This window comes from Serratia sp. P2ACOL2 (assembly GCF_003691565.1).
GTDB lineage: Bacteria > Pseudomonadota > Gammaproteobacteria > Enterobacterales > Enterobacteriaceae > Serratia > Serratia liquefaciens.
Genome location: NZ_CP033162.1, coordinates 5,211,764 through 5,232,943, shown reverse-complemented (window position 1 = coordinate 5,232,943; position 21,180 = coordinate 5,211,764). Strand labels below are relative to the sequence as shown.

Sequence of the window (21,180 nt, the reverse complement as noted above, 5' to 3'; positions counted from 1 at the left end):
TAGCCAACATGCGGCATTTTCTATCTAGACGTCTAAACGTATAGACGCTTATCAAAACAAGCAGAACAGCGATCGACAAGAGGCGGACAGGGTATGAGTTTTTTCCACGCAAACCAGCGGGAAGCGCTGAATCAGAGTCTGGCGGAGTTAAATGGCCAGATTAACGTATCATTTGAATTCTTCCCGCCGCGTACCAGCGAGATGGAAGACACCCTGTGGCAGTCCATTGATCGTCTGAGCAGCCTAAAACCTAAATTTGTCTCCGTGACCTATGGCGCAAACTCCGGCGAGCGCGATCGCACCCACAGCATCATCAAAGGGATTAAGGATCGCACCGGTCTGGATGCAGCCCCACACCTGACCTGCATCGATGCCAGCCCGGCTCAGTTGCGTGAAATCGCGACCGATTACTGGAACAGCGGCATCCGTCATATTGTGGCGTTGCGTGGCGACCTGCCACCGGGCAGCGGCAAGCCGGATATGTACGCGACCGATTTGGTGACGCTGCTGAAAGATGTTGGCGATTTCGATATCTCGGTTGCCGCTTATCCTGAAGTGCATCCGGAAGCGAAAAGCCCGCAGGCGGACCTGATTAACCTGAAACGTAAAATCGATGCCGGCGCCAACCGGGCGATTACCCAGTTCTTTTTCGATGTGGAAAGCTACCTGCGCTTCCGCGATCGTTGCGTCGCTACCGGCATTGATGTGGAAATCGTCCCGGGCATTCTGCCGGTATCCAACTTCAAGCAGCTGCAGCGTTTTGCCACCATGACCAACGTACGCGTACCGAGCTGGATGACCAGCATGTTTGAAGGGCTGGATGACGACGCGGAAACCCGCAAAATGGTCGGCGCCAATATCGCGATGGATATGGTGAAGATCCTCAGCCGCGAAGGGGTAAAGGATTTCCACTTCTATACGCTCAACCGTGCCGAGATGAGCTACGCCATTTGCCATACGCTGGGTGTGCGTCCGGTCGCGGCCTGATTCACTCTATTCATCATCATCGGGAAGGGCGCTGGGTCAATGCAGCGCCCTTTTTGTTGGGCGCAATTTCTTCCAATACCGCTACCGCTGCTGGGCAACCCGTCGAGATGAAGCATCCGTCAGCGAGGGATAAAAAAAAGGCCCCTGCAAGCAGGAGCCATGCTTTTGGCGCTTAACCTAGCCGGTATTGCGCATCCCGGCGGCAACGCCGGCAATGGTGACCATCAGCGCCTGCTCAACGCGGGCGTCCGGGTGCTCCTGCTGGCGCGAACGGTGCAGCAGCTCAGCCTGCAGGACGTTCAACGGGTCGGTGTACACGTTACGCAGCGCAATGGATTCGGCGATCCACGGCAGGTCTTCCATCAGGTGCGCGTCATTGGCGATGGTCAGCACCACCTTGATGTCGCTTTCCAACTGATCGCGCAGCTGCTGGCCCAGTGGCCACAGCGATTTGTCCACCAGGCGTTGGTCGTAATATTCCGCCAGCCACAAGTCGGCCTTGGCGAACACCATTTCCAGCATCGCAATACGGGTGGAGAAGAACGGCCAGTCGCGGCACATGGCTTCCAGCTGATCCTGCTTGCCGGCTTTTACCGCTTCTTGCAAACCGGCACCGGCGCCCAGCCAGGCCGGTAACATCAGACGGTTCTGCGTCCAGGCGAAGATCCACGGAATGGCGCGCAGGCTCTCTACGCCGCCGTTTGGCTTGCGCTTGGCAGGGCGGGAGCCCAGCGGCAGTTTGCCCAGCTCCAGTTCCGGCGTGGCGGCGCGGAAATAAGGCACAAAATCCGGGTTTTCGCGCACGTAGCCACGGTACATTTTGCATGAGGTGTCTGACAGTTCATCCATCAGCGTACGCCACTCTTTTTTCGGCTCTGGCGGCGGCAGCAGGTTGGCTTCCAGGATGGCACCGGCATACAGCGCCAGGCTGCTGATGGTGACTTCCGGCAGACCGAATTTGAAGCGGATCATCTCGCCCTGCTCGGTCACGCGCAGGCCGCCTTTCAGGCTGCCCGGCGGTTGCGACAGCAGTGCCGCATGCGCAGGTGCGCCGCCGCGGCCAATCGAACCGCCACGGCCGTGGAACAGAGTCAGCGCTACGCCAGCCTTTTCGCAGGTTTTGATCAGTGCGTCTTGAGCGCGGTATTGCGCCCAGGAGGCGGCCATCACCCCGGCGTCTTTCGCCGAGTCGGAATAGCCGATCATCACCATCTGTTTGCCCTGGATAAAGCCGCGATACCAGTCAATATTCAGCAACTGGGTCATCACGTCGTCGGCGTTATTCAGGTCGTCGAGAGTTTCGAACAGCGGCGCGACCGGCAGCGGGAACGGACAACCGGCTTCTTTCAGCAGCAGGTGAACCGCCAGCACGTCCGAAGGCGTGCGCGCCATGGAGATCACGTAGGCGGCAATCGAGCCTTCTGGCGCCTCGGCGATCACCCGGCAGGTTTCCAGCACTTCCTGGGTATCGGCGCTCGGTTCCCACTTCAATGGGACCAGCGGGCGTTTGGAATTCAGTTCACGGATCAGGAACGCCTGCTTGTCGGCTTCTGACCAGCTTTCGTAGTCGCCAAGGCCCAGGTAGCGGGTCAGTTCGGCGATGGCTTCGGTGTGGCGCGTGCTTTCCTGGCGAACGTCGATGCGTACCAGCGGCACACCAAAGCAGCGCACGCGACGCAGGGTATCCAGCAATTGGCCGTTGGCGATGATGCTCATGCCGCAGGCTTGCAGCGACTGGTAACAGGCGAACAGCGGTTCCCACAGCTGTTCGTTATTCACCAGCAGATCGTGCGGCTTCAGTACGCGCTCGCCTTTCAGGCGGCCTTCCAGATAAGCCTGAGAGCTCATCAACTGGCTGCGTAGCTGCTTCATGATTTCGCGGTACGGCTCTTGAACCTCGTCGCCACCGGCCCGTGCGCGCAGTTCCGGAGTACATTCGGTCATCGACAGTTCGGACACCAGCACCTGAATATCGCGGGTGAACAGATCGCAGGCTTTCCAGCGGCTCAGCAGCAGCACGTGGCGGGTGATCTCGGCCGTGACGTTCGGGTTGCCGTCGCGGTCACCGCCCATCCAGGACGTGAAACGCACCGGCACCGCTTCCGCCGGCAGGCTGTAATCGATGGAGTTTTCCAACTGTTCGTTGAATTCACGCAGGAAGGCAGGCACTCCTTCCCACAGGCTGTTTTCCACCACCGCAAAGCCCCACTTGGCTTCGTCAACCGGGGACGGACGGTGTTTGCGGATCTCGTCGGTATGCCACGATTGAGCCACCAACTGACGCAGGCGGCGCATGATCTTGTTGCGCTCGTAGTCGGCCAGATCGTTATGGTCGAGCTGGCTGAGGCAGGTGTTCACCTCTACCAGTTTGTGGATCAGGGTGCGGCGGGTGATTTCCGTCGGGTGCGCAGTCAGCACCAGCTCGATAGAAAGTTGAGACACCGCATTCTGCAGCTCTTTGGTGCTGAGCTTTTTGTCTTTCAGCCGGGTGAACAGTTCGGCCAGCGCTTCCGGGTTGCTGGCGGCTTCACCGTTGGGTGAAATGCTGTGGTACTGCTCGGCGGTATTGGTCAGATTGAGAAACTGACTGAAGGCGCGTGCGACCGGCAGCAACTCGTCGTTGGACAGGTTTTGCAAGGTGGAAAGCAGCTCCTGACGGTGCGCTTCATTGCCTGCACGTGAAGATTTGGAAAGCTTACGGATAGTTTCAACGCGATCGAGAATATGCTCGCCCAGCGCTTCTTTGATGGTATCGCCGAGCAATTTGCCGAGCATACTGACATTACTTCGCATTGCCGAATATTGTTCGTTCATATAACCCCTGACCCAGTTCTGTATTTACCCTTCATCTTTCAAGCCACAGCGGTGTTGGCTTCGCGCTCTCACCCCGTTCACTTGGTTGATCCAAGCTCCCGGGGATTCAAGCGTTCGCCGCCTAGCTGCAACTTGAAATCTATTGGGTAGATGATTTTTATCTTGTAAGTAAGTTTCACATGTCAGGCGAAGAGCGCCTGTTTTATCTCGCCACGTTCCTGTCCAATCGTCAATTGACACTATTTTTAGCAAAAAAACATCAAAATCGGCGCATTTTCTGAAATTTAATTACGGCACGCCGGTTATCAGTCTGGCTTATTTCATTGGTTTAATACGTATTTTGAGGTAGGGGAAATGATAAATCATAACCCCTACTTTGTATCAGGTTTATTGACGGCAGAAATGATCGACCAGTTGGCCCAGCAGTTTGCGCGTGGGTTCGATAAAGCCGGTATCGATGTATTCATCCGGCTGATGCGCCTGGTCGATAGAGCCGGGGCCCAGCACCAGGGTCGGACAGACCTGCTGGACGAACGGCGCCTCGGTGCAATAGTTGACCACCTGTGTACGGGTGCCCAGCAGTTTCTCAATCACCGCCACCATCTGATGATCGGTCGGACACTCGTAGCCCGGTACCGAGGCATGCAGTTCTTCAATGCTCAGGCGGCCCGGCCAGCGTTGGCTGATGGGTTCCAGCGTTTGGTGCATCAGTTCGTTGATATTGTCGAGCGTCATGCCCGGCAGCGGACGGATATCCAGATGCAGTTCACAGCAGGCGCAGATGCGGTTAGCGGCATCGCCGCCGCTGATATGGCCGAAGTTCATGGTGGGATAAGGCACGGCGAATGCCGGGTTGTTGTAGCGCTCCTGCAGCGTTTTACGCAGCTCCATCAAACGGCCGATGGTGTCATGCATCAGATCGATGGCGTTCACGCCGCGCGCCGGGTCGCTTGAATGGCCGGATTGGCCGACAATGCGAATGGCGTTGGCCATATGGCCTTTGTGCGCACGCACCGGCTGCAATGAGGTCGGTTCGCCGATAATCGCGAATTCAGGGCGGATGCTGGTCGAGGCGGCGAAGTAACGTGCGCCGGCCATCGTCGTTTCTTCATCTGCGGTGGCCAAAATGTACAGCGGCTTGGTCAGCTGGCTGGCATCGATGTCACGCACCGCATCCAAAATAAAGGCAAAGAAGCCTTTCATGTCCGCGGTACCCAGTCCATACAGCTTATTGTCGTGCTCGGTCAGGGTGAAAGGATCGCGTGTCCAACGGCCTTCATCATAAGGCACGGTATCGGTGTGGCCCGCCAGCAGCAGGCCGCCACTGCCTTCGCCAATGCTTGCCAGCAGGTTGAATTTGTTGCGGCTGTCCGGCACCGGCTGCACGTCGACGCGGAAACCCAAATCGGCAAACCAGCCGGCCAGCAAGTTGATTAACGCTTCATTACTCTGATCGAGGGCACCATCGGTGGCGCTGATCGACGGAGTGGCGATCAACGCCCGGTACAGCTCAATAAATGGAGGTAATTTCATCTTCACTGTTGACAGCCTTTGGTTAGGTTGGTATCAATATTCATGCAGTTATTGTGAATAAAAATACAGTAAGCTGGAGCGTAAGGGAACCCGATTCCCGGATGATTATAAAAACATCAACGCTCGACCTCGTGGGTGAACGGCAAAACAACGCTGGTGAGCCTGGAAACCTGAGTCGAATACGACCAAACGCAAGTCAAGAAGGTGAAAGGCCCCATGTTGAATACGCTGATTGTCGGTGCCAGCGGTTATGCCGGAGCGGAGCTCACGGCGTACCTTAATCGTCACCCACACATGAACATAACCGCTTTAGCGGTTTCAGCGCAAAGTGCAGATGCAGGAAAATTGCTTTCCGATTTGCACCCTCAGTTAAAAGGCATCGTTGATCTGCCGTTGCAACCACTGGTTGACGTTGCGAAAGCGGCTGAAGGTATCGACGTGGTGTTTTTGGCCACGGCGCATGAGGTCAGCCACGATATCGCGCCGGCGTTCTTGGCCGCCGGTTGCGTGGTGTTCGATCTTTCCGGTGCATTCCGCGTAAAAGATACCGCTTTCTACAGCCAGTACTACGGTTTTGAACATCAGCATGCCGAGCTGCTGGAGCAGGCGGTATATGGCCTGGCGGAGTGGCAGAGCGACGAAATCAAACGGGCGCAGCTGATAGCCGTGCCAGGCTGTTACCCAACGGCAGCGCAGCTGGCACTGAAACCGCTGATCGACCAAGGTTTGCTGAACCTCGACCAGTGGCCGGTCATCAACGCCACCAGCGGCGTTAGCGGCGCGGGCCGCAAGGCCAGCGTCACCACCAGCTTCTGTGAAGTGAGCCTGCAGCCGTACGGAATTTTCAACCACCGTCATCATCCGGAAATCGTCGCGCATCTAGGGGCTCCGGTCATCTTTACGCCACATTTGGGTAACTTCCCGCGTGGTATTCTCGAAACCATCACCTGTCGCCTTAAAGCCGGCGTGACCGCGCAGGACGTGGCCGCCGTTTATCACGCTGCCTATGACGACAAACCGCTGGTGCGGCTGTACGACAAAGGCGTGCCGGCGCTGAAGTCAGTGGTTGGGTTGCCTTTTTGCGATATCGGCTTTGCCGTGCAGGGCGAACACCTGATTGCCGTGGCGGTGGAAGACAACCTGTTGAAAGGCGCAGCCGCCCAGGCGGTGCAATGCCTGAATATCCGTTTTGGGTTCCCGGAAACCCAGTCATTACTTTAATAAATCACCAGCGTGGGATGTAAACAGCGATGAACCCGTTAATTATCAAGTTAGGTGGCGTGTTATTAGACAGTGAAGAAGCGCTGGAGCGTTTGTTTACCGCGCTGGACAGCTACCGCCAGCAGCATCAGCGCCCACTGGTTATCGTCCACGGCGGCGGTTGCGTGGTGGACGAACTGATGAAGCAGCTTTCCCTGCCGGTGGTGAAGAAAAATGGGTTGCGGGTCACCCCGGCCGATCAGATCGACATTATCACCGGCGCACTGGCCGGTACGGCCAACAAAACCTTGCTGGCATGGGCGATCAAACACCAGATTAATGCCGTAGGCCTGAGCCTGGCGGACGGCGGCAGCGTCACCGTCACCCCGCTCGATCCGGCGCTTGGCCACGTAGGCAACGCGCAGCCGGGGTCGCCGGCGTTGCTCAATACCTTGCTGGGTGCCGGCTACCTGCCGGTGATCAGCTCTATCGGTATTACCGCCGATGGGAAGTTAATGAATGTAAACGCCGATCAGGCGGCGACCGCGTTGGCCGCCACGCTGGGTGCGGATTTGATCCTGCTGTCGGATGTCAGTGGCATCCTCGACGGAAAAGGGCAGCGCATCGCAGAAATGACGGCGCAAAAAGCGGAACAACTGATTGCCCAGGGCATCATCACTGATGGTATGGTGGTGAAGGTGAATGCGGCGCTCGATGCGGCCCGCACCCTCGGTCGCCCGGTAGATATCGCCAGTTGGCGCCATGCCGATCAGCTTCCTGCACTGTTTAACGGCGTGTCGATTGGCACCCGGATCCTCGCTTAAATTTAGAATTAAAAAGGAAAAGACCATGCAAAACCAAGGCATCAAAAAAATCGTTCTGGCGTACTCTGGCGGTCTGGATACTTCGGCCATCATTCCCTGGCTGAAAGAAAACTACGGCGGCTGCGAAGTGGTGGCGTTCGTGGCAGATATCGGCCAGGAGCGCAGCGATCTGGAAGGCGTGGAGCAAAAAGCCCTGCAATCCGGTGCCTCTGAGTGTCACGTTGTTGATCTGCGTGAAGAATTCATCAGTGATTATGTTTACCCCGTGCTGCAAACCGGTGCTCTGTATGAAGGCAGCTACCTGCTGGGGACCTCAATGGCCCGTCCGATCATCGCCAAGGCGCAGGTTGAGCTGGCGCTGAAGGTCGGTGCTGACGCGCTGTGCCACGGCGCAACCGGTAAAGGTAACGACCAGGTGCGTTTCGAAACCACCTATACCGCACTGGCGCCGCACCTGAAAGTGGTAGCCCCTTGGCGCGAGTGGAACCTGCGTTCCCGTGAAGCGCTGCTGGACTACCTGAAAGAGCGCAACATCCCGACCACGGCGTCGCTGGAAAAAATCTACAGCCGTGACGAAAACGCCTGGCATATCTCTACCGAAGGCGGCGTGCTGGAAAGCCCGTGGAATGCACCGAATAAAGACTGCTGGGTCTGGACCGTCGATCCGCAGGAAGCTCCGGATCAGCCAGAGCAGGTGACTGTCACCGTCGAGAAAGGTCGGGTAGTGGCGGTAAACGGCGAAGCGTTGAGCCCGTACAAGTGCCTGGAAACCCTGAACGTGTTGGGCGCCAAACATGGTGTGGGCCGTATCGATATCGTGGAAAACCGTTTGGTGGGTATCAAATCCCGCGGTTGCTACGAAACCCCGGGCGGCACCATCATGGTGGCGGCACTGCGTGGCGTTGAGCAGCTGGTTCTGGATCGCGATAGCTTCAAATGGCGTGAGCAGCTGGGCCTGGAAATGGCTTACGTAGTGTACGATGGCCGTTGGTTCGCGCCGCTGCGTCGTTCACTGCAAGCATCTGCTGAAGCATTGGCCGAAGAAGTGAACGGCGAAGTAGTGCTGCAGCTGTACAAAGGCCAGGTAACGGCCATTCAGAAGAAATCTGCCAATAGCCTGTACTCTGAAGAGTTCGCCACCTTTGGCGAAGACGAAGTTTACGATCACAGCCATGCCGGTGGCTTTATCCGCCTGTTCTCGCTCTCTTCACGCATCCGTGCGCTGAACGAGAAAAAGAACAAGTAACTTTATTGATTATTCGGCGTGACTTGATAAGGGCGCAGCGTGCTGCGCCCTTATTCGCATAAAATTCAGGAGTAAGGTATGGCACTTTGGGGCGGACGGTTCAGTCAGGCGGCAGATCAGCGGTTCAAGCAGTTAAATGATTCTTTGCGCTTCGATTATCGCCTGGCGGAACAGGACATCGTAGGGTCAGTGGCCTGGTCGAAAGCGCTGGTGACCGTCAACGTATTGACGGCGACCGAGCAGCAACAGCTGGAACAGGCGTTGAGCGTGCTGTTGGAAGAGGTACAGGCCGATCCGCAGGCGATTGTCAGCAGCGATGCGGAAGATATTCACAGCTGGGTGGAGCAAAAGCTGATCGACAAGGTCGGCGATCTCGGTAAAAAGCTGCACACCGGCCGTAGCCGTAACGATCAGGTCGCGACCGATCTGAAATTGTGGTGCAAACATCAAATTGGTGAACTGCATCAGGCCATCGTGCAACTGCAACAGGCGCTGGTGGAAACCGCCGAAGCCAACCAGGATGCGGTGATGCCGGGTTATACCCACCTGCAGCGTGCGCAGCCGGTGACCTTCGCGCACTGGTGTCTGGCCTATGTTGAAATGCTGGCGCGTGATGAAAGCCGCCTGCAGGATACGCTGAAACGCCTGGACGTCAGCCCGCTGGGCAGTGGCGCACTGGCCGGCACTGCGTACCCGATCGACCGTGAGCAATTGGCCGGTTGGCTGGGCTTTGCTTCGGCAACCCGTAATAGCCTGGACAGCGTTTCGGATCGTGACCACGTGCTGGAACTGTTGTCTAACGCCTCCATCAGCATGGTGCACCTGTCGCGCTTTGCCGAAGACCTGATCTTCTTCAACAGCGGCGAAGCGGCCTTTGTCGATCTGTCCGACCGCGTGACTTCCGGCTCCTCGCTGATGCCGCAGAAGAAAAACCCGGATGCGCTGGAGCTGATCCGCGGTAAATGCGGGCGTGTACAGGGCGCATTGACGGGCATGATGATGACGCTGAAAGGCCTGCCGCTGGCGTACAACAAAGATATGCAGGAAGACAAGGAAGGGCTGTTCGACGCGTTGGATACCTGGATGGACTGTCTGCAGATGGCGGCGCTGGTGCTGGATGGCATCCAGGTGAAACGTCCGCGTTGTAAGGAAGCGGCAGAGCAGGGCTACGCCAACTCGACCGAACTGGCGGATTATCTGGTCGCCAAAGGCGTGCCATTCCGTGAGGCGCACCATATCGTCGGTGAGGCGGTGGTAGAGGCGATTCGCCAGGGCAAGGCGTTGGAAGCCCTGCCGTTGGCTGATTTGCAGAAATTCAGCGCGGTGATTGGCGACGACGTATACCCAATTCTGGCACTTCAATCATGTCTGGATAAACGTTCGGCCAAGGGCGGTGTTTCTCCTCAGCAGGTCGCCAGTGCGATCGCCGCAGCGAAACAGCGTTTGGCTTGAGTGGCGTAAGGGCAGCCCGGTGCTGCCCTTTATCGATTATCCCGCCAGCCGTGCGCAAAGATAGCGGTTCAGGCTGACACCTTCCTCTATAGCGTTGATCGCCAGACGTCGATGTTGTTCCGGTGTCATACGCAATACCAGTTTGCCGCTGAAAACTCTCTCGGCCAGCGCCTGTGGCGGTGTTTCACCCTGTGCCAACAGGTCATTGATCACCTCGCTGACCAGTTTTTCAATACCTTCAAGCGCTGCGGTACGCGTTGCGGCCAGCCACGACAGAGAAGGAAATTCTGTGCAGAGGCCGACATATTCGTTGTCCTCTTCCGACCAGGTGATGCGATAAGTGTAATGCTCATGCTTTTCCATGTTCATCCTCCATTTTGACCAATGCGGCAATGACCTGTTTAACCTGATATACCTTTGCCGTGCCTCCATTTCCGCGTTGTATATTAATCCGGGGATCGCCTTGCCAGGGCATGCGGTAAACGTGATGACTGCCGCCGTTCAAACGCGGTGGGCCGAACCAGCGCGTACAAATTGTTACCAACTCAGTGAATCTGATGCTGTTCTGCCGTTGTTGCAGATCTTCAATGGCACTCCTGATTCCTTTCATGCATGCACCTTATTTTAGTATCATTATTGATATCATTTCAATGTGGCGACGTAAAAATGACCTGACATGCGCTGAGCGGCAAGCAGCAAGCGACAAGAGTGGAATTCGAAGCGCAAAAAAAACCGGGCACGAAGGCCCGGTGGGGATAGATAGCAGGGGGAAGAACTACTCGCCCGGACAGCGTTGGCAGCGTTCCGCCTCGGCTTCGCCCAGTTTCAGTTTTGACTGCAAGTCACGCAGTGCGGTACGCAAGCCTTCTTCGATCACCGGGTGATAGAACGGCATGTCCAGCATCTGGTTGATGGTCATTTTCTGCTGATGTGCCCAGGCTAACAGGTGAGCAATGTGCTCGACGTCCGGCCCCATCATTTCTGCGCCGAGGAAACGCCCGGTACCTTGTTCGCCGTAGACGTGCAGGATGCCTTTATTACGCAGCATCACCCGTGAACGGCCCTGATTTTCGAATGACACTTCACCGATTTCGAAACAGCCGCAGGCGCTGAATTTTTCATTCAGCTCACGGAAGGTGGAACCGACCATGGCAATCTGCGGATCGGAAAATACCACCGAGATCGCACTGCGGCGCAGGCCCGGGGTCACTTCCGGGAAGCTCCCGGCGTTGGTTCCGGCAATGCGCGCCTGATCGCTGGCTTCGTGCAATAACGGCAGCTGGTTGCTGGCGTCACCGGCGATAAAGATATGCGGCACGTTGGTTTGCATCGTCAGGCGATCGGCCTGAGGCACGCCCCTGGCATCGAGCACCAGACGGGTGTTCTCAAGACCCAGATTATCGACGTTCGGTCGACGACCGGTGGCTGCCAGGACGTAATCCACCATGATCTCCTGCGGTAAGCCGTTCAGACCCTGATAGCGGATAAAGACCTTGTCGCCTTCGCGCTGCATCATGTCCACTTTCACATCGGCATCCAGATAGAACTCTTCGCCCAACGCTTTGGCGGCATAGTTGCGTACCGTACTGTCGGTTAGCGGCCCAACGGCACCACCAACGCCAAATACTTTGGTTTCGACGCCGAGGCGATGCAGCGCCTGACCCAACTCCAGGCCAATTACGCCGGGCCCGAACACGGCCACCGAGTCTGGCAAATCAGTCCAGTTGAACACGTCATCATTGACAATCAAGCGGTCGCCCAGCGCATTCCATGCTGCCGGCCAGCTTGGGCGGGACCCGGTGGCGATAACGATGCGTTGCGCCACAATGCGGGTGTGATCGTCCACCTGCAAAGTATTGTCGTCGATGAAACGGGCGTAACCCTGAATTTTGTCGGTGGCCGGGATTTCGTCGACACCTTCCAGCACGAAGCCGACGAAACGGTCGCGCTCGCGTTTAACACGGTCCATGACTTCACGGCCGTTAATGGTAGTTTTTCCGGCGGGATACACGCCAAAACCCGGTGCCCGCTCGATTTGATGCACCGCCTCGGCGGCGGCAATCAGCAATTTTGATGGCATGCAGCCAACGCGGGCACAGGTGGTGCCATAAGCTCCGCCTTCGATCATCACCACGCTTGGGGTGGCAAGCTTGGCGGCGCGATAGGCGCCCAGACCGGCGGTGCCGCCGCCGATGACCGCGACGTCAACATTCAACTGTTTCATATCCGCTCCTGAAAGCTAAAAAAAGGGCGGGCCGAAGCCCGCCAAAAGTTCACGTTGGCTTTGTTATTACTTATAAATCAGGCTGACAGGAAGGTTTCCAGGTCATCGCTACCGCCGATATGACGACCGCCGATGAAGACCTGAGGTACGGTTGCACGGCCGGTGACGGCGCGCAGGCTGACGGTGGTGGCGTCCTGACCCAGTACGATCTCTTCATACTGGATGCCACGTTCCTGCAGCATTTGTTTGGCTTTGGCGCAGAATGGGCAGCCCGGTTTGGTGAACAGGGAAACCGACTCCTGTACTTTGAATTCCGGCGCCAGGTATTTCAGCATGGTGTCGGCGTCAGACACTTCAAACGGGTCGCCCGGCTTGTTAGGTTCGACGAACATTTTTTCCACCACGCCGTTGCGCACCAGCATGGAATAACGCCATGAGCGCGGGCCAAAACCCAGATCTGCTTTCTCGACCAGCATGTCCATGCCTTTGGTGAACTCGCCGTTGCCGTCTGGAATGAAGGTGATGTTCTCTGCGTGCTGATCGGCCTTCCAGGCGTTCATTACGAAGGTGTCGTTCACTGAAACGCACAGAATGCTGTCAACGCCGTGCTGTTTGAATACGCTGGACAGTTCGTTGTAGCGCGGCAGATGGCTGGAAGAACAGGTTGGGGTAAACGCGCCCGGCAGTGAAAACACGATGACGGTTTTGTCTTTGAACAGGTCGTCGGTGGTGACGTCAATCCATTGGTCGCCCTGACGGGTGTGGAAGGTAACCTGAGGGACTTTTTTGCCTTCTTGACTGGTAAACATGAATTAACCCCTTAATTAGGAAAAATAATTTTTAGCTGTTAGCGCGGTATCGCTTCGTTGGGTGACATTATTGACGTCGGGGCTTGATAGATCTAATCGCTCATTGCTATCTTATCTATCGCCATGAGCTATCGTGGTCTGGAGGGAAACAATGAATATTCGTGATTTAGAGTACCTGGTCGCTTTGGCCGAGCACCGGCATTTCCGCCGTGCCGCCGATTCTTGCCATGTTAGCCAACCCACGCTGAGTGGGCAGATCCGTAAGCTGGAAGACGAACTGGGTGTGATGCTGCTCGAACGTACCAGTCGCAAGGTGTTATTCACCCAGGCGGGCCTGTTGCTGGTGGAACAGGCGCGTACCGTGCTGCGCGAAGTCAAAGTTCTGAAAGAGATGGCCAGCCAGCAAGGTGAAGCTATGTCGGGGCCGCTGCATATCGGCCTGATCCCCACCGTCGGGCCTTATCTGCTGCCGCAGATCATACCTACGCTGCATAAAACCTTTCCCAAGCTGGAAATGTACCTGCATGAAGCGCAAACCCAACAGCTGCTGGCGCAGCTCGACAGCGGTAAACTTGACTGCGCCATTCTGGCGCTGGTGAAAGAAACCGAAGCCTTTATTGAAGTGCCGCTGTTTGACGAACCGATGAAGCTGGCGGTGTATTCCGATCATCCATGGTCGCAGCGTGACCGCGTGGCGATGCCGGATCTGGCCGGTGAAAAGTTGTTGATGCTGGAAGATGGCCACTGTCTGCGCGATCAGGCGATGGGCTTTTGTTTCCAGGCCGGGGCTGACGAAGATACTCATTTCCGGGCGACCAGCCTGGAAACGCTGCGTAATATGGTTGCGGCTGGCAGTGGGATCACTTTGCTGCCGTCACTGGCGGTACCGCCGCAGCGTGAGCGCGACGGCGTGTGTTACCTGGACTGTTTCAAACCTGAACCCAAGCGCACCATTGCGCTGGTGTACCGCCCCGGCTCCCCATTGCGCAGTCGTTATGAGCAATTGGCCGAGGCGATCCGCGAGCACATGCAAAGCTACATGGGCACCACGTTAAAACAGGCGGTTTAAGCCGTTCAGCGCAGCCACCCGGTAGGCTTCGGCCATGGTCGGATAGTTGAAGGTCGTATTAACGAAGTATTCGATAGTATTGCCTTCACCTTTCTGTTCCATGATCGCCTGGCCGATGTGGATGATCTCTGCCGCACGCTCGCCGAAGCAGTGGATCCCAAGGATCTGCAGGGTGTCGCGATGGAACAGGATTTTCAGGCTGCCGACGTTCATGCCGGCAATCTGCGCGCGGGCCAGATGCTTGAACTGTGCACGACCCACTTCATACGGCACTTTCATCGCCGTCAATTCCTGCTCGGTTTTACCGACGGAGCTGATTTCCGGAATGGTGTAGATACCGGTCGGGATGTCTTCAATCAAATGTCCGCTGGCTTCGCCGGAGGAAATCGCCTGTGCGGCAATGCGGCCCTGATCGTAGGCGGCAGATGCCAGACTCGGGTAGCCAATCACGTCACCCACGGCATAAATGTGCGGCAGCGCGGTCTGGTACATGCTGTTCACTTTCAGCAGGCCACGGCTGTCTGACTCCAGACCGACGTTCTCCAGCCCCAGCGAGTCGGTATTACCGGTGCGGCCGTTGGCGTACAGCAGGCAATCTGCCTTCACTTTCTTGCCGGATTTCAGGTGAACAATCACGCCGTCTTCGGTGCCTTCTATCTTCTCGAACTCTTCGTTGTGGCGGATCACCACGCCGTTGTTCCAGAAGTGATATGACAGCGAGTCCGACATTTCCTGATCGAGGAACGCCAGCAGACGATCGCGGGTGTTGATCAGATCCACCTTCACGTTCAAACCGCGGAAGATAGATGCATATTCACAGCCGATCACCCCGGCGCCATAGATGATGACGTGACGCGGTTCGTGGTTCAGTTCGAGAATGGAATCACTGTTATAAATACGCGGATGGTTAAAATCGACGCTCGACGGGTTGTACGGGCGTGAGCCGCAGGCAATAACGATGTGATCGGCGCGGATGGTGTCCTGGGTGCCGTCCATATAGCTGACGCTAACGGTGTTGGCGTCGATAAAGCGCGCATCGCCGGCAAACAGCTTGCACTGGTTGCGCTCATAGAATCCCTGACGCATCCGGGTTTGCTGATTTATGACGTTATCGGCGTGGCGTAAAATGTCAGGGAATGTCGCGCTGAGCGTGCGTGAATTGTTATAAAGCGGGTTCTGGTTGAATTCGATAATGCGGCTAACGGCGTGGCGGAGGGCTTTGGATGGGATGGTGCCCCAATGGGTACATCCACCGCCTACGTTGTTGTACCGTTCTATCACGGCCACGCGGGCGCCCTGCTTCACCAACCCCATAGCGGCACCTTCACCACCTGGGCCCGAGCCAATGACTATGGCATCAAATTGATAGTGCTGTTGCATAGGGGAGAGACCTGTCTTATACAAAATTACAACGGTATCTTAACATCATAGCGCTGAGTGCCCAATCACCATTAGGCTTTTTGAGGCAAAGCACAAATGGTGCAGGCTGAAACTGTGACAGGGCGCGTTTGTATAAATGCTGTTGCAATAAAATTTGCTATATTGCCGGGTCTACGGCGTTAGACTGAGAAAATGGATCTTATCTGGATATGCATATGGGCGTCAGAGCACAACAAAAAGAACGGACTCGTCGTTCCCTCATCGAAGCGGCCTTCAGCCAACTGAGCGCTGAACGCAGCTTTGCCAGTCTGAGCCTGCGTGAGGTCTCGCGTGAAGCGGGCATCGCGCCGACGTCATTTTATCGCCACTTCCGTGATGTGGACGAGCTGGGGTTAACCATGGTGGATGAGAGCGGCCTGATGCTGCGTCAACTGATGCGGCAGGCGCGGCAGCGTATCGCCAAGGGGGGCAGCGTGATCCGCACCTCGGTCTCCACCTTTATGGAGTTTATCGGCAATAATCCCAACGCCTTCCGCCTGCTGTTGCGTGAACGTTCCGGGACCTCGGCGGCCTTTCGTGCGGCGGTGGCGCGTGAGATCCAACATTTTATCGCCGAACTGGCGGATTACCTCGAGCTGGAAAACCATATGCCGCGCAGTTTCACCGAAGCGCAGGCGGAAGCTATGGTCACCATCGTCTTCAGCGCCGGTGCTGAAGCGCTGGATATCGACATCGATCAACGGCGTCGGCTTGAGGAGCGCTTAGTGTTGCAACTGCGGATGATTTCCAAAGGCGCTTATTATTGGTATCGCCGCGAACAAGAAAAAACTTCTGTATCCCACGTATAAAAAGGTAGAAAGCGATGGAAAAACCAGGCCGTGAGAATGGCACCTTACTGCTGGCGTTGATTGCCGGCCTTTCAATCAACGGTTCGTTCGCCGCGCTGTTCAGCTCGGTGGTGCCGTTTTCGATTTTCCCGATTATTGCTTTGGTGTTGGCGGTGTATTGCCTGCATCAACGGTATCTGCACCGCGCGATGCCGGATGGCATACCTAAGCTGGCGGCGGCGACCTTCCTGCTTGGGGTGCTGCTGTACAGTGCGATAGTGCGTGCCGAATACCCGCAGATCGGCTCTAACTTCCTGCCGGCGATTATTTCCGTGGCGCTGGTGTTCTGGATTGGCATGAAGCTGAAGGCGCGCAAGGCGCTGGATGAGAATACCCCGGCGTAAGGGGAAAACCAGGGGCGCAGCAAGCGCGGCGCCCCTGTGAGATTAAACGCGTTTTTCCAACAGTACGCCGCATTCCATGTGATGGGTATACGGGAACTGATCGAACAATGCCAGACGGCTGATTTGATGAGTTTCCTGCAACGTCTCCAGATTGGCGCACAGCGTCTCCGGGTTGCATGAGATATACAAAATTCGCGGATAAGCCTGCACCATTTTTACCGTTTCATCATCCAGTCCGCTGCGCGGCGGATCGACAAAAATGGTTTCGCAGTTATAGCTGCTCAGATCGATACCCTTCAAACGATTAAACTCGCGTACTCCGTTCATCGCCTGGGTAAAGTCTTCCGCCGCCATACGGATAATCTGTACGTTGTCGATATGATTGGCGGCAATGTTGTACTGCGCCGCGGCAACGGAAGGCTTGGCGATTTCAGTGGCCAGCACCCGCTCGAAGTTACGCGCCAGCGCCAGGGAGAAGTTGCCGTTGCCGCAATACAGCTCCAGCAGATCGCCTTTAGAGCCGGCGGTCACGTCCAGCGCCCATTCCAGCATCTGTATGTTCATCGCCGCATTCGGCTGGGTGAAGCTGTTTTCCACCTGACGGTAAATCATGTCGCGGCCGGCGACCGGCAGGACTTCATCGACGTAATCCTGATCCAGCATGATTTTCATCTTCGACGCACGACCAATCAACTGCAGGTCAAAGCCCTGGGCGCGGAGATCATCCCGCAGCTTTTCTGCCTGCTGCTGCCAGGCGTCGTCCAGCTTACGGTGATACAGCAGCGAGGCGATGATTTTGCCGCTGCGGGTCGACAGGTAATCAATCTGGAACAGCTTGCGGCGCAAAATAGGATCCGGCTTGATGGCGGCGATCAGTGCGCTCATCAGGCGGTTAATCAATTCGCTGGCGGCAGGAAACTGCTCGACGCGGATGCGTTGCTTGGTCTGCTGGTCAAACATGATGTGGTACATCTCGTCTTCATCATGCCAGATGCGGAATTCTGCGCGCATGCGGTAGTGTTCGACTTGCGAGCGGAACACTTCCGGCTCGGGTGCCGTGAACGGTGACATCAGCGTCTTCAGCCGGGCAGTTTTTTCCGCCAGTTGGTCATCGTAACGTTCAATAGGCAAATTCTCGGGCGTCATGTTTCTTCTCGTCAGGCAAATTTGATCAGCGGGGATTGTAGGGAATCAGTCCGTGAAGTCCAGTTTTGTCGTGTTTATTATTTGTAACATTGATAGCAGTCTAGACATCTATTTACATTGATCGTAGCATTGTCGTCCGGCCTCAAGCAGTGAGTGAAAAGGGAATCCGGTGTGAATCCGGAGCTGACGCGCAGCGGTAAGGGGAAGTCACGGCGATAGCGTTTTACGCAGACACTGTCCATTGCAGGACGGGAAGTCATCGCCCGGTGCTGGTAGCTAAGAGGCCGCCCGCAACTCCCAAGCCCGAAGACCTGCCGGTGTTACGTCGCAATGTCCGTGGCCGTCGCGAAATACCGGCCATGATCCTGCGGCATCCGCCAATTAAGTTTGGATGCTTTTTCATGACAATTACAAAAAATACGCTGCTGGCGGTGGTTTCTTCCGTCACGGCTTTTTCTGGCTGGGCGCAAGACAACACCACAGCGAATAACAGCGAAAATCTGGTGGTTTCCGCCAACCGCTTCCCGCAGCCGGTTTCTTCCGTGCTGGCACCCACTTCCGTCGTCACCCGTGATGAAATCGACCGCTGGCAGGCAAAAAGCCTGACCGATGTGATGCGCCGCCTGCCGGGTGTAGACGTGGGGCAGAACGGTGGCCTGGGGCAAAAAAGCTCGCTGTTCATTCGCGGCACCAATTCCAGCCATGTGCTGGTGCTGATCGACGGTATCCGTCTTAATCAGGCCGGTATCAGCGGCTCTTCCGATCTCAGCCAGATCCCGATTTCGCTGGTGCAGAAAGTTGAATATATTCGTGGCCCACGTTCGGCGGTTTATGGCTCCGATGCCATCGGCGGCGTGGTTAACATTATTACCACCCGCGAAAAGAACGGCACTACGCTTTCCGCCGGTGTGGGGTCTAACGGCTACCAGGCCTATGACGCGTCTACTCAACAACAGCTGGGCGACAGCACGGTTGCCACGGTCGCCGGTAACTACACCTATACCAAAGGTTATGATGTGGTGGCCTACGGCAGCACCGGCATGCAAAGCCAGCAGGATCGCGACGGCTTTATGAGCAAGTCGCTATACGGCGCTGTTGATCATCAGTTCAACGAGGCTATCAGCGGTTTTGTTCGTGGTTACGGTTACGATAACCGCACGGCTTACGACGCGTATTACTCTTCGCCTACCAGCGCGCTGGTCGATACCCGCAAGTTGTACAGTCAAACCTGGGATACCGGCCTGCGTTATAAGGAAGGCATCTACGCGACGCAGTTGATTGGCAGCTACAGCCACAGCAAGGATTATGATTACGATCCTCGTCGCGGCATGTATGACAGCTCAGCCAGCCTGGTGGACTCCGAGCAGTACAACCTGCAATGGGGAAATACTCTTCAGGTAGGTCAGGGTACGGTCAGTTCGGGGATTGACTGGCAGCATCAGCAAATCAAGCCAGACTCCACCACGGTTAACGGTGAAAAAACCCAACGCAACGCCGGTGTTTATCTGACTGCGCAGCAGTTGGTCGGGCCGGTCACTCTGGAAGGGGCGGTTCGCGGCGACGATCATTCCGAATTTGGCTGGCATGGCACTTGGCAAACCAGTGCGGGCTGGGAGTTTATTGAAGGGTACCGTTTCATCGCTTCCTACGGCACGGCATTCAAAGCCCCTAATATGGGTCAGCTGTATGGCAACTTCGGCAATAATACCGATCTAAAACCGGAAGAAAGCAAACAGTGGGAAGGGGGCTTTGAAGGTTTGACCGGGCCGGTAACCTGGCGCGTGTCCGGCTACCGCAACGATATTGATAACCTGATTGATTCCACCGGCGAGACCAACTACGTCTATTACAATGTTGGCAAGGCCACAATTAAAGGTATTGAAGCTACAGCTTCATTCGACACGGGTCCGTTAACCCATCACATTGGTTACGACTATGTCGATCCGCGTAATGCCAAAACCAATGAAGTGCTGCTGCGCCGTGCCAAACAGCAGGTGAAGTATGAGCTGGATTGGCAGGTCTATGATTTTGACTGGGCAGTGACCTATCAATACCTGGGTGAGCGTTATGATAAAGACTACAGCACCTATCCAGAGCAAAGCGTCAAACTTGGCGGTGTCAGCCTGTGGGATCTCGCAGTTTCGTATCCTGTCACATCTCATCTGACAGTTCGTGGTAGAATCGCCAACCTGTTTGATAAAGATTATGAGACGGCTTATGGCTACGCTACTCCAGGAAGAGAATACTACCTCACTGGAAGCTATACCTTCTAACACCCCTGCTATGGCCCGTCCGACGGTGCTGGTATTTGATTCCGGCGTCGGCGGGTTATCGGTGTATCAAGAGGTTCGGCAACTGCTGCCGGACCTCCACTATATATACGCCTTCGATAATGTGGCGTTTCCCTACGGCGAGAAATCCGAAGAGTTTATTGTTGAGCGCGTGCTGGAGATTGTCAGCGCGGTGCAGCAACGGCATCCTCTGGCGATAGTCATCATCGCTTGTAACACGGCCAGTACGGTCTCCCTGCCGGCCCTGCGCGAACGCTTTACCTTCCCGGTTGTCGGCGTGGTGCCTGCCATCAAGCCTGCTGCCCGCCTGACCGCCAATGGTGTGGTGGGCCTGCTGGCTACCCGCGGTACCGTACAGCGTACTTATACCCATGAGCTGATCGCCCGTTTCGCTACCGATTGCAAGATCGAGCTGCTTGGCTCCTCTGAGCTGGTGGAACTGGCAGAAGCCAAGCTGCATGGTGAAGCCGTACCGCTGCCGGCGCTGAAGAAAATTCTCCATCCATGGCTGAGCATGCGCGAGCCACCGGATACCGTGGTACTCGGTTGCACCCATTTCCCTTTATTAGCAGAAGAGCTAATGCAGGTGTTGCCTGAGGGAACTCGACTGATCGATTCCGGCGCGGCGATTGCCCGTCGTACCGCATGGCTGATTTCGACGCAGGAAAATCTGGTGTCGACGCAGGAAGAGAATCTGGCGTATTGCATGGCGTTAAATGAAGATACTGACGCTTTATTGCCCGTTCTACAGGGATATGGCTTTAAATCGTTGAAAAAACTGCCTCTTTAAGGCTGTTTTGGTTAAATGTTCAACGGTCGGAAAAAATATTGAAATTAGGGGTTGCGGCCTTCTGAGAACTCCCTATAATGCGCCTCCACTGACCGGGAACAACGACTCCTCTAACGAGAACCAGTCGCCCAGCCAGGAAGAAGCAAGCCGGTGAAAACACCGTTTCTTAATAAGAAAAAAGCTT

18 protein-coding genes and 1 riboswitch are annotated in these 21,180 nt (G+C 56.0%); of the genes, 10 read left to right on the top strand and 8 right to left on the bottom strand.

Annotation, left to right across the window (positions count from 1 at the left end):
* Positions 1–93: 93 nt before the first annotated feature.
* A complete protein-coding gene (gene metF, locus EBA31_RS25065; protein WP_044554925.1) occupies positions 94–987 on the top strand; it encodes a methylenetetrahydrofolate reductase in 894 nt (297 codons plus the stop codon).
* Between the two features lie 177 nt (positions 988–1,164).
* On the opposite strand, the gene ppc is transcribed toward metF, so the two are convergent.
* Together ppc and argE are read right to left on the bottom strand one after the other, a co-directional pair.
* Positions 1,165–3,801 carry a phosphoenolpyruvate carboxylase gene (gene ppc / locus EBA31_RS25060; RefSeq protein WP_122080450.1) on the bottom strand — a complete coding sequence of 879 codons (2,637 nt, stop codon included), beginning with the start codon at positions 3,799–3,801 and terminating at the stop codon, positions 1,165–1,167.
* A gap of 387 nt (positions 3,802–4,188) precedes the next feature.
* The gene (gene argE / locus EBA31_RS25055) at positions 4,189–5,334 is read right to left on the bottom strand and encodes an acetylornithine deacetylase (RefSeq protein WP_162302922.1); all 1,146 of its coding nucleotides are present in this window, start codon (positions 5,332–5,334) and stop codon (positions 4,189–4,191) included.
* Between the two features lie 216 nt (positions 5,335–5,550).
* Between argE and argC the strand changes: the two genes are divergently transcribed.
* From argC to argH, 4 genes are all read left to right on the top strand, one after another.
* Entirely contained in the window at positions 5,551–6,555 is a 1,005-nt protein-coding gene (gene argC / locus EBA31_RS25050; RefSeq protein WP_122080448.1) for an N-acetyl-gamma-glutamyl-phosphate reductase, read from the top strand.
* 29 nt (positions 6,556–6,584) lie between these two features.
* Complete coding sequence (argB, locus tag EBA31_RS25045) at positions 6,585–7,358, top strand: acetylglutamate kinase (protein ID WP_020837527.1); 774 nt, start codon at positions 6,585–6,587, stop codon at positions 7,356–7,358.
* A 25-nt stretch (positions 7,359–7,383) separates the two neighbouring features.
* The gene (locus EBA31_RS25040) at positions 7,384–8,604 is read left to right on the top strand and encodes an argininosuccinate synthase (RefSeq protein WP_020837526.1); all 1,221 of its coding nucleotides are present in this window, start codon (positions 7,384–7,386) and stop codon (positions 8,602–8,604) included.
* 78 nt (positions 8,605–8,682) lie between these two features.
* Entirely contained in the window at positions 8,683–10,056 is a 1,374-nt protein-coding gene (gene argH / locus EBA31_RS25035) for an argininosuccinate lyase (RefSeq protein ID WP_020837524.1), read from the top strand.
* A gap of 36 nt (positions 10,057–10,092) precedes the next feature.
* On the opposite strand, the gene EBA31_RS25030 is transcribed toward argH, so the two are convergent.
* The 4 genes from EBA31_RS25030 to EBA31_RS25015 form a co-directional block, all read right to left on the bottom strand.
* Positions 10,093–10,419: a type II toxin-antitoxin system HicB family antitoxin gene (locus EBA31_RS25030; RefSeq protein WP_020837523.1), complete on the bottom strand. Its 327-nt coding sequence runs from the start codon at positions 10,417–10,419 to the stop codon at positions 10,093–10,095.
* Positions 10,406–10,666, bottom strand: coding sequence for a toxin HicA (locus EBA31_RS25025; protein ID WP_122080447.1), 261 nt, complete (start codon positions 10,664–10,666; stop codon positions 10,406–10,408). Before EBA31_RS25025 ends, EBA31_RS25030 begins: the two co-directional genes overlap by 14 nt.
* 165 nt (positions 10,667–10,831) lie before the next feature.
* Positions 10,832–12,280, bottom strand: coding sequence for a dihydrolipoyl dehydrogenase (locus tag EBA31_RS25020; protein WP_115060810.1), 1,449 nt, complete (start codon positions 12,278–12,280; stop codon positions 10,832–10,834).
* Positions 12,281–12,357: 77 nt separating this feature from the next.
* Positions 12,358–13,089: a glutathione peroxidase gene (locus EBA31_RS25015; protein WP_044554933.1), complete on the bottom strand. Its 732-nt coding sequence runs from the start codon at positions 13,087–13,089 to the stop codon at positions 12,358–12,360.
* Between the two features lie 151 nt (positions 13,090–13,240).
* On the opposite strand from EBA31_RS25015, the gene oxyR reads away from it, so the two are divergent.
* Positions 13,241–14,158 (top strand): DNA-binding transcriptional regulator OxyR, encoded by a 918-nt coding sequence (gene oxyR, locus EBA31_RS25010; protein ID WP_020837516.1) that lies wholly within the window; start codon positions 13,241–13,243, stop codon positions 14,156–14,158.
* On the opposite strand, the gene sthA is transcribed toward oxyR, so the two are convergent.
* Positions 14,141–15,538 (bottom strand): Si-specific NAD(P)(+) transhydrogenase, encoded by a 1,398-nt coding sequence (gene sthA, locus EBA31_RS25005; protein ID WP_020837515.1) that lies wholly within the window; start codon positions 15,536–15,538, stop codon positions 14,141–14,143. The two genes, oxyR and sthA, sit on opposite strands and share 18 nt — an antisense overlap.
* A gap of 215 nt (positions 15,539–15,753) precedes the next feature.
* Here sthA and fabR point away from each other — a divergent pair, with 215 nt between their 5' ends.
* Both fabR and EBA31_RS24995 read left to right on the top strand, forming a co-directional pair.
* Positions 15,754–16,386 carry an HTH-type transcriptional repressor FabR gene (gene fabR / locus EBA31_RS25000; RefSeq protein ID WP_020837514.1) on the top strand — a complete coding sequence of 211 codons (633 nt, stop codon included), beginning with the start codon at positions 15,754–15,756 and terminating at the stop codon, positions 16,384–16,386.
* 14 nt (positions 16,387–16,400) lie between these two features.
* A complete protein-coding gene (locus EBA31_RS24995) occupies positions 16,401–16,769 on the top strand; it encodes a YijD family membrane protein (protein WP_020837513.1) in 369 nt (122 codons plus the stop codon).
* Positions 16,770–16,811: 42 nt separating this feature from the next.
* On the opposite strand, the gene trmA is transcribed toward EBA31_RS24995, so the two are convergent.
* Positions 16,812–17,915 (bottom strand): tRNA (uridine(54)-C5)-methyltransferase TrmA, encoded by a 1,104-nt coding sequence (gene trmA, locus EBA31_RS24990; RefSeq protein ID WP_020837512.1) that lies wholly within the window; start codon positions 17,913–17,915, stop codon positions 16,812–16,814.
* Positions 17,916–18,035: 120 nt separating this feature from the next.
* A riboswitch (cobalamin riboswitch) is annotated at positions 18,036–18,249 on the top strand.
* 67 nt (positions 18,250–18,316) lie between these two features.
* Here trmA and btuB point away from each other — a divergent pair.
* Positions 18,317–20,188: a TonB-dependent vitamin B12 receptor BtuB gene (gene btuB / locus EBA31_RS24985; protein ID WP_115060808.1), complete on the top strand. Its 1,872-nt coding sequence runs from the start codon at positions 18,317–18,319 to the stop codon at positions 20,186–20,188.
* Complete coding sequence (murI, locus tag EBA31_RS24980) at positions 20,133–20,996, top strand: glutamate racemase (protein WP_122080446.1); 864 nt, start codon at positions 20,133–20,135, stop codon at positions 20,994–20,996. Before btuB ends, murI begins: the two co-directional genes overlap by 56 nt.
* Positions 20,997–21,180 lie beyond the last annotated feature (184 nt).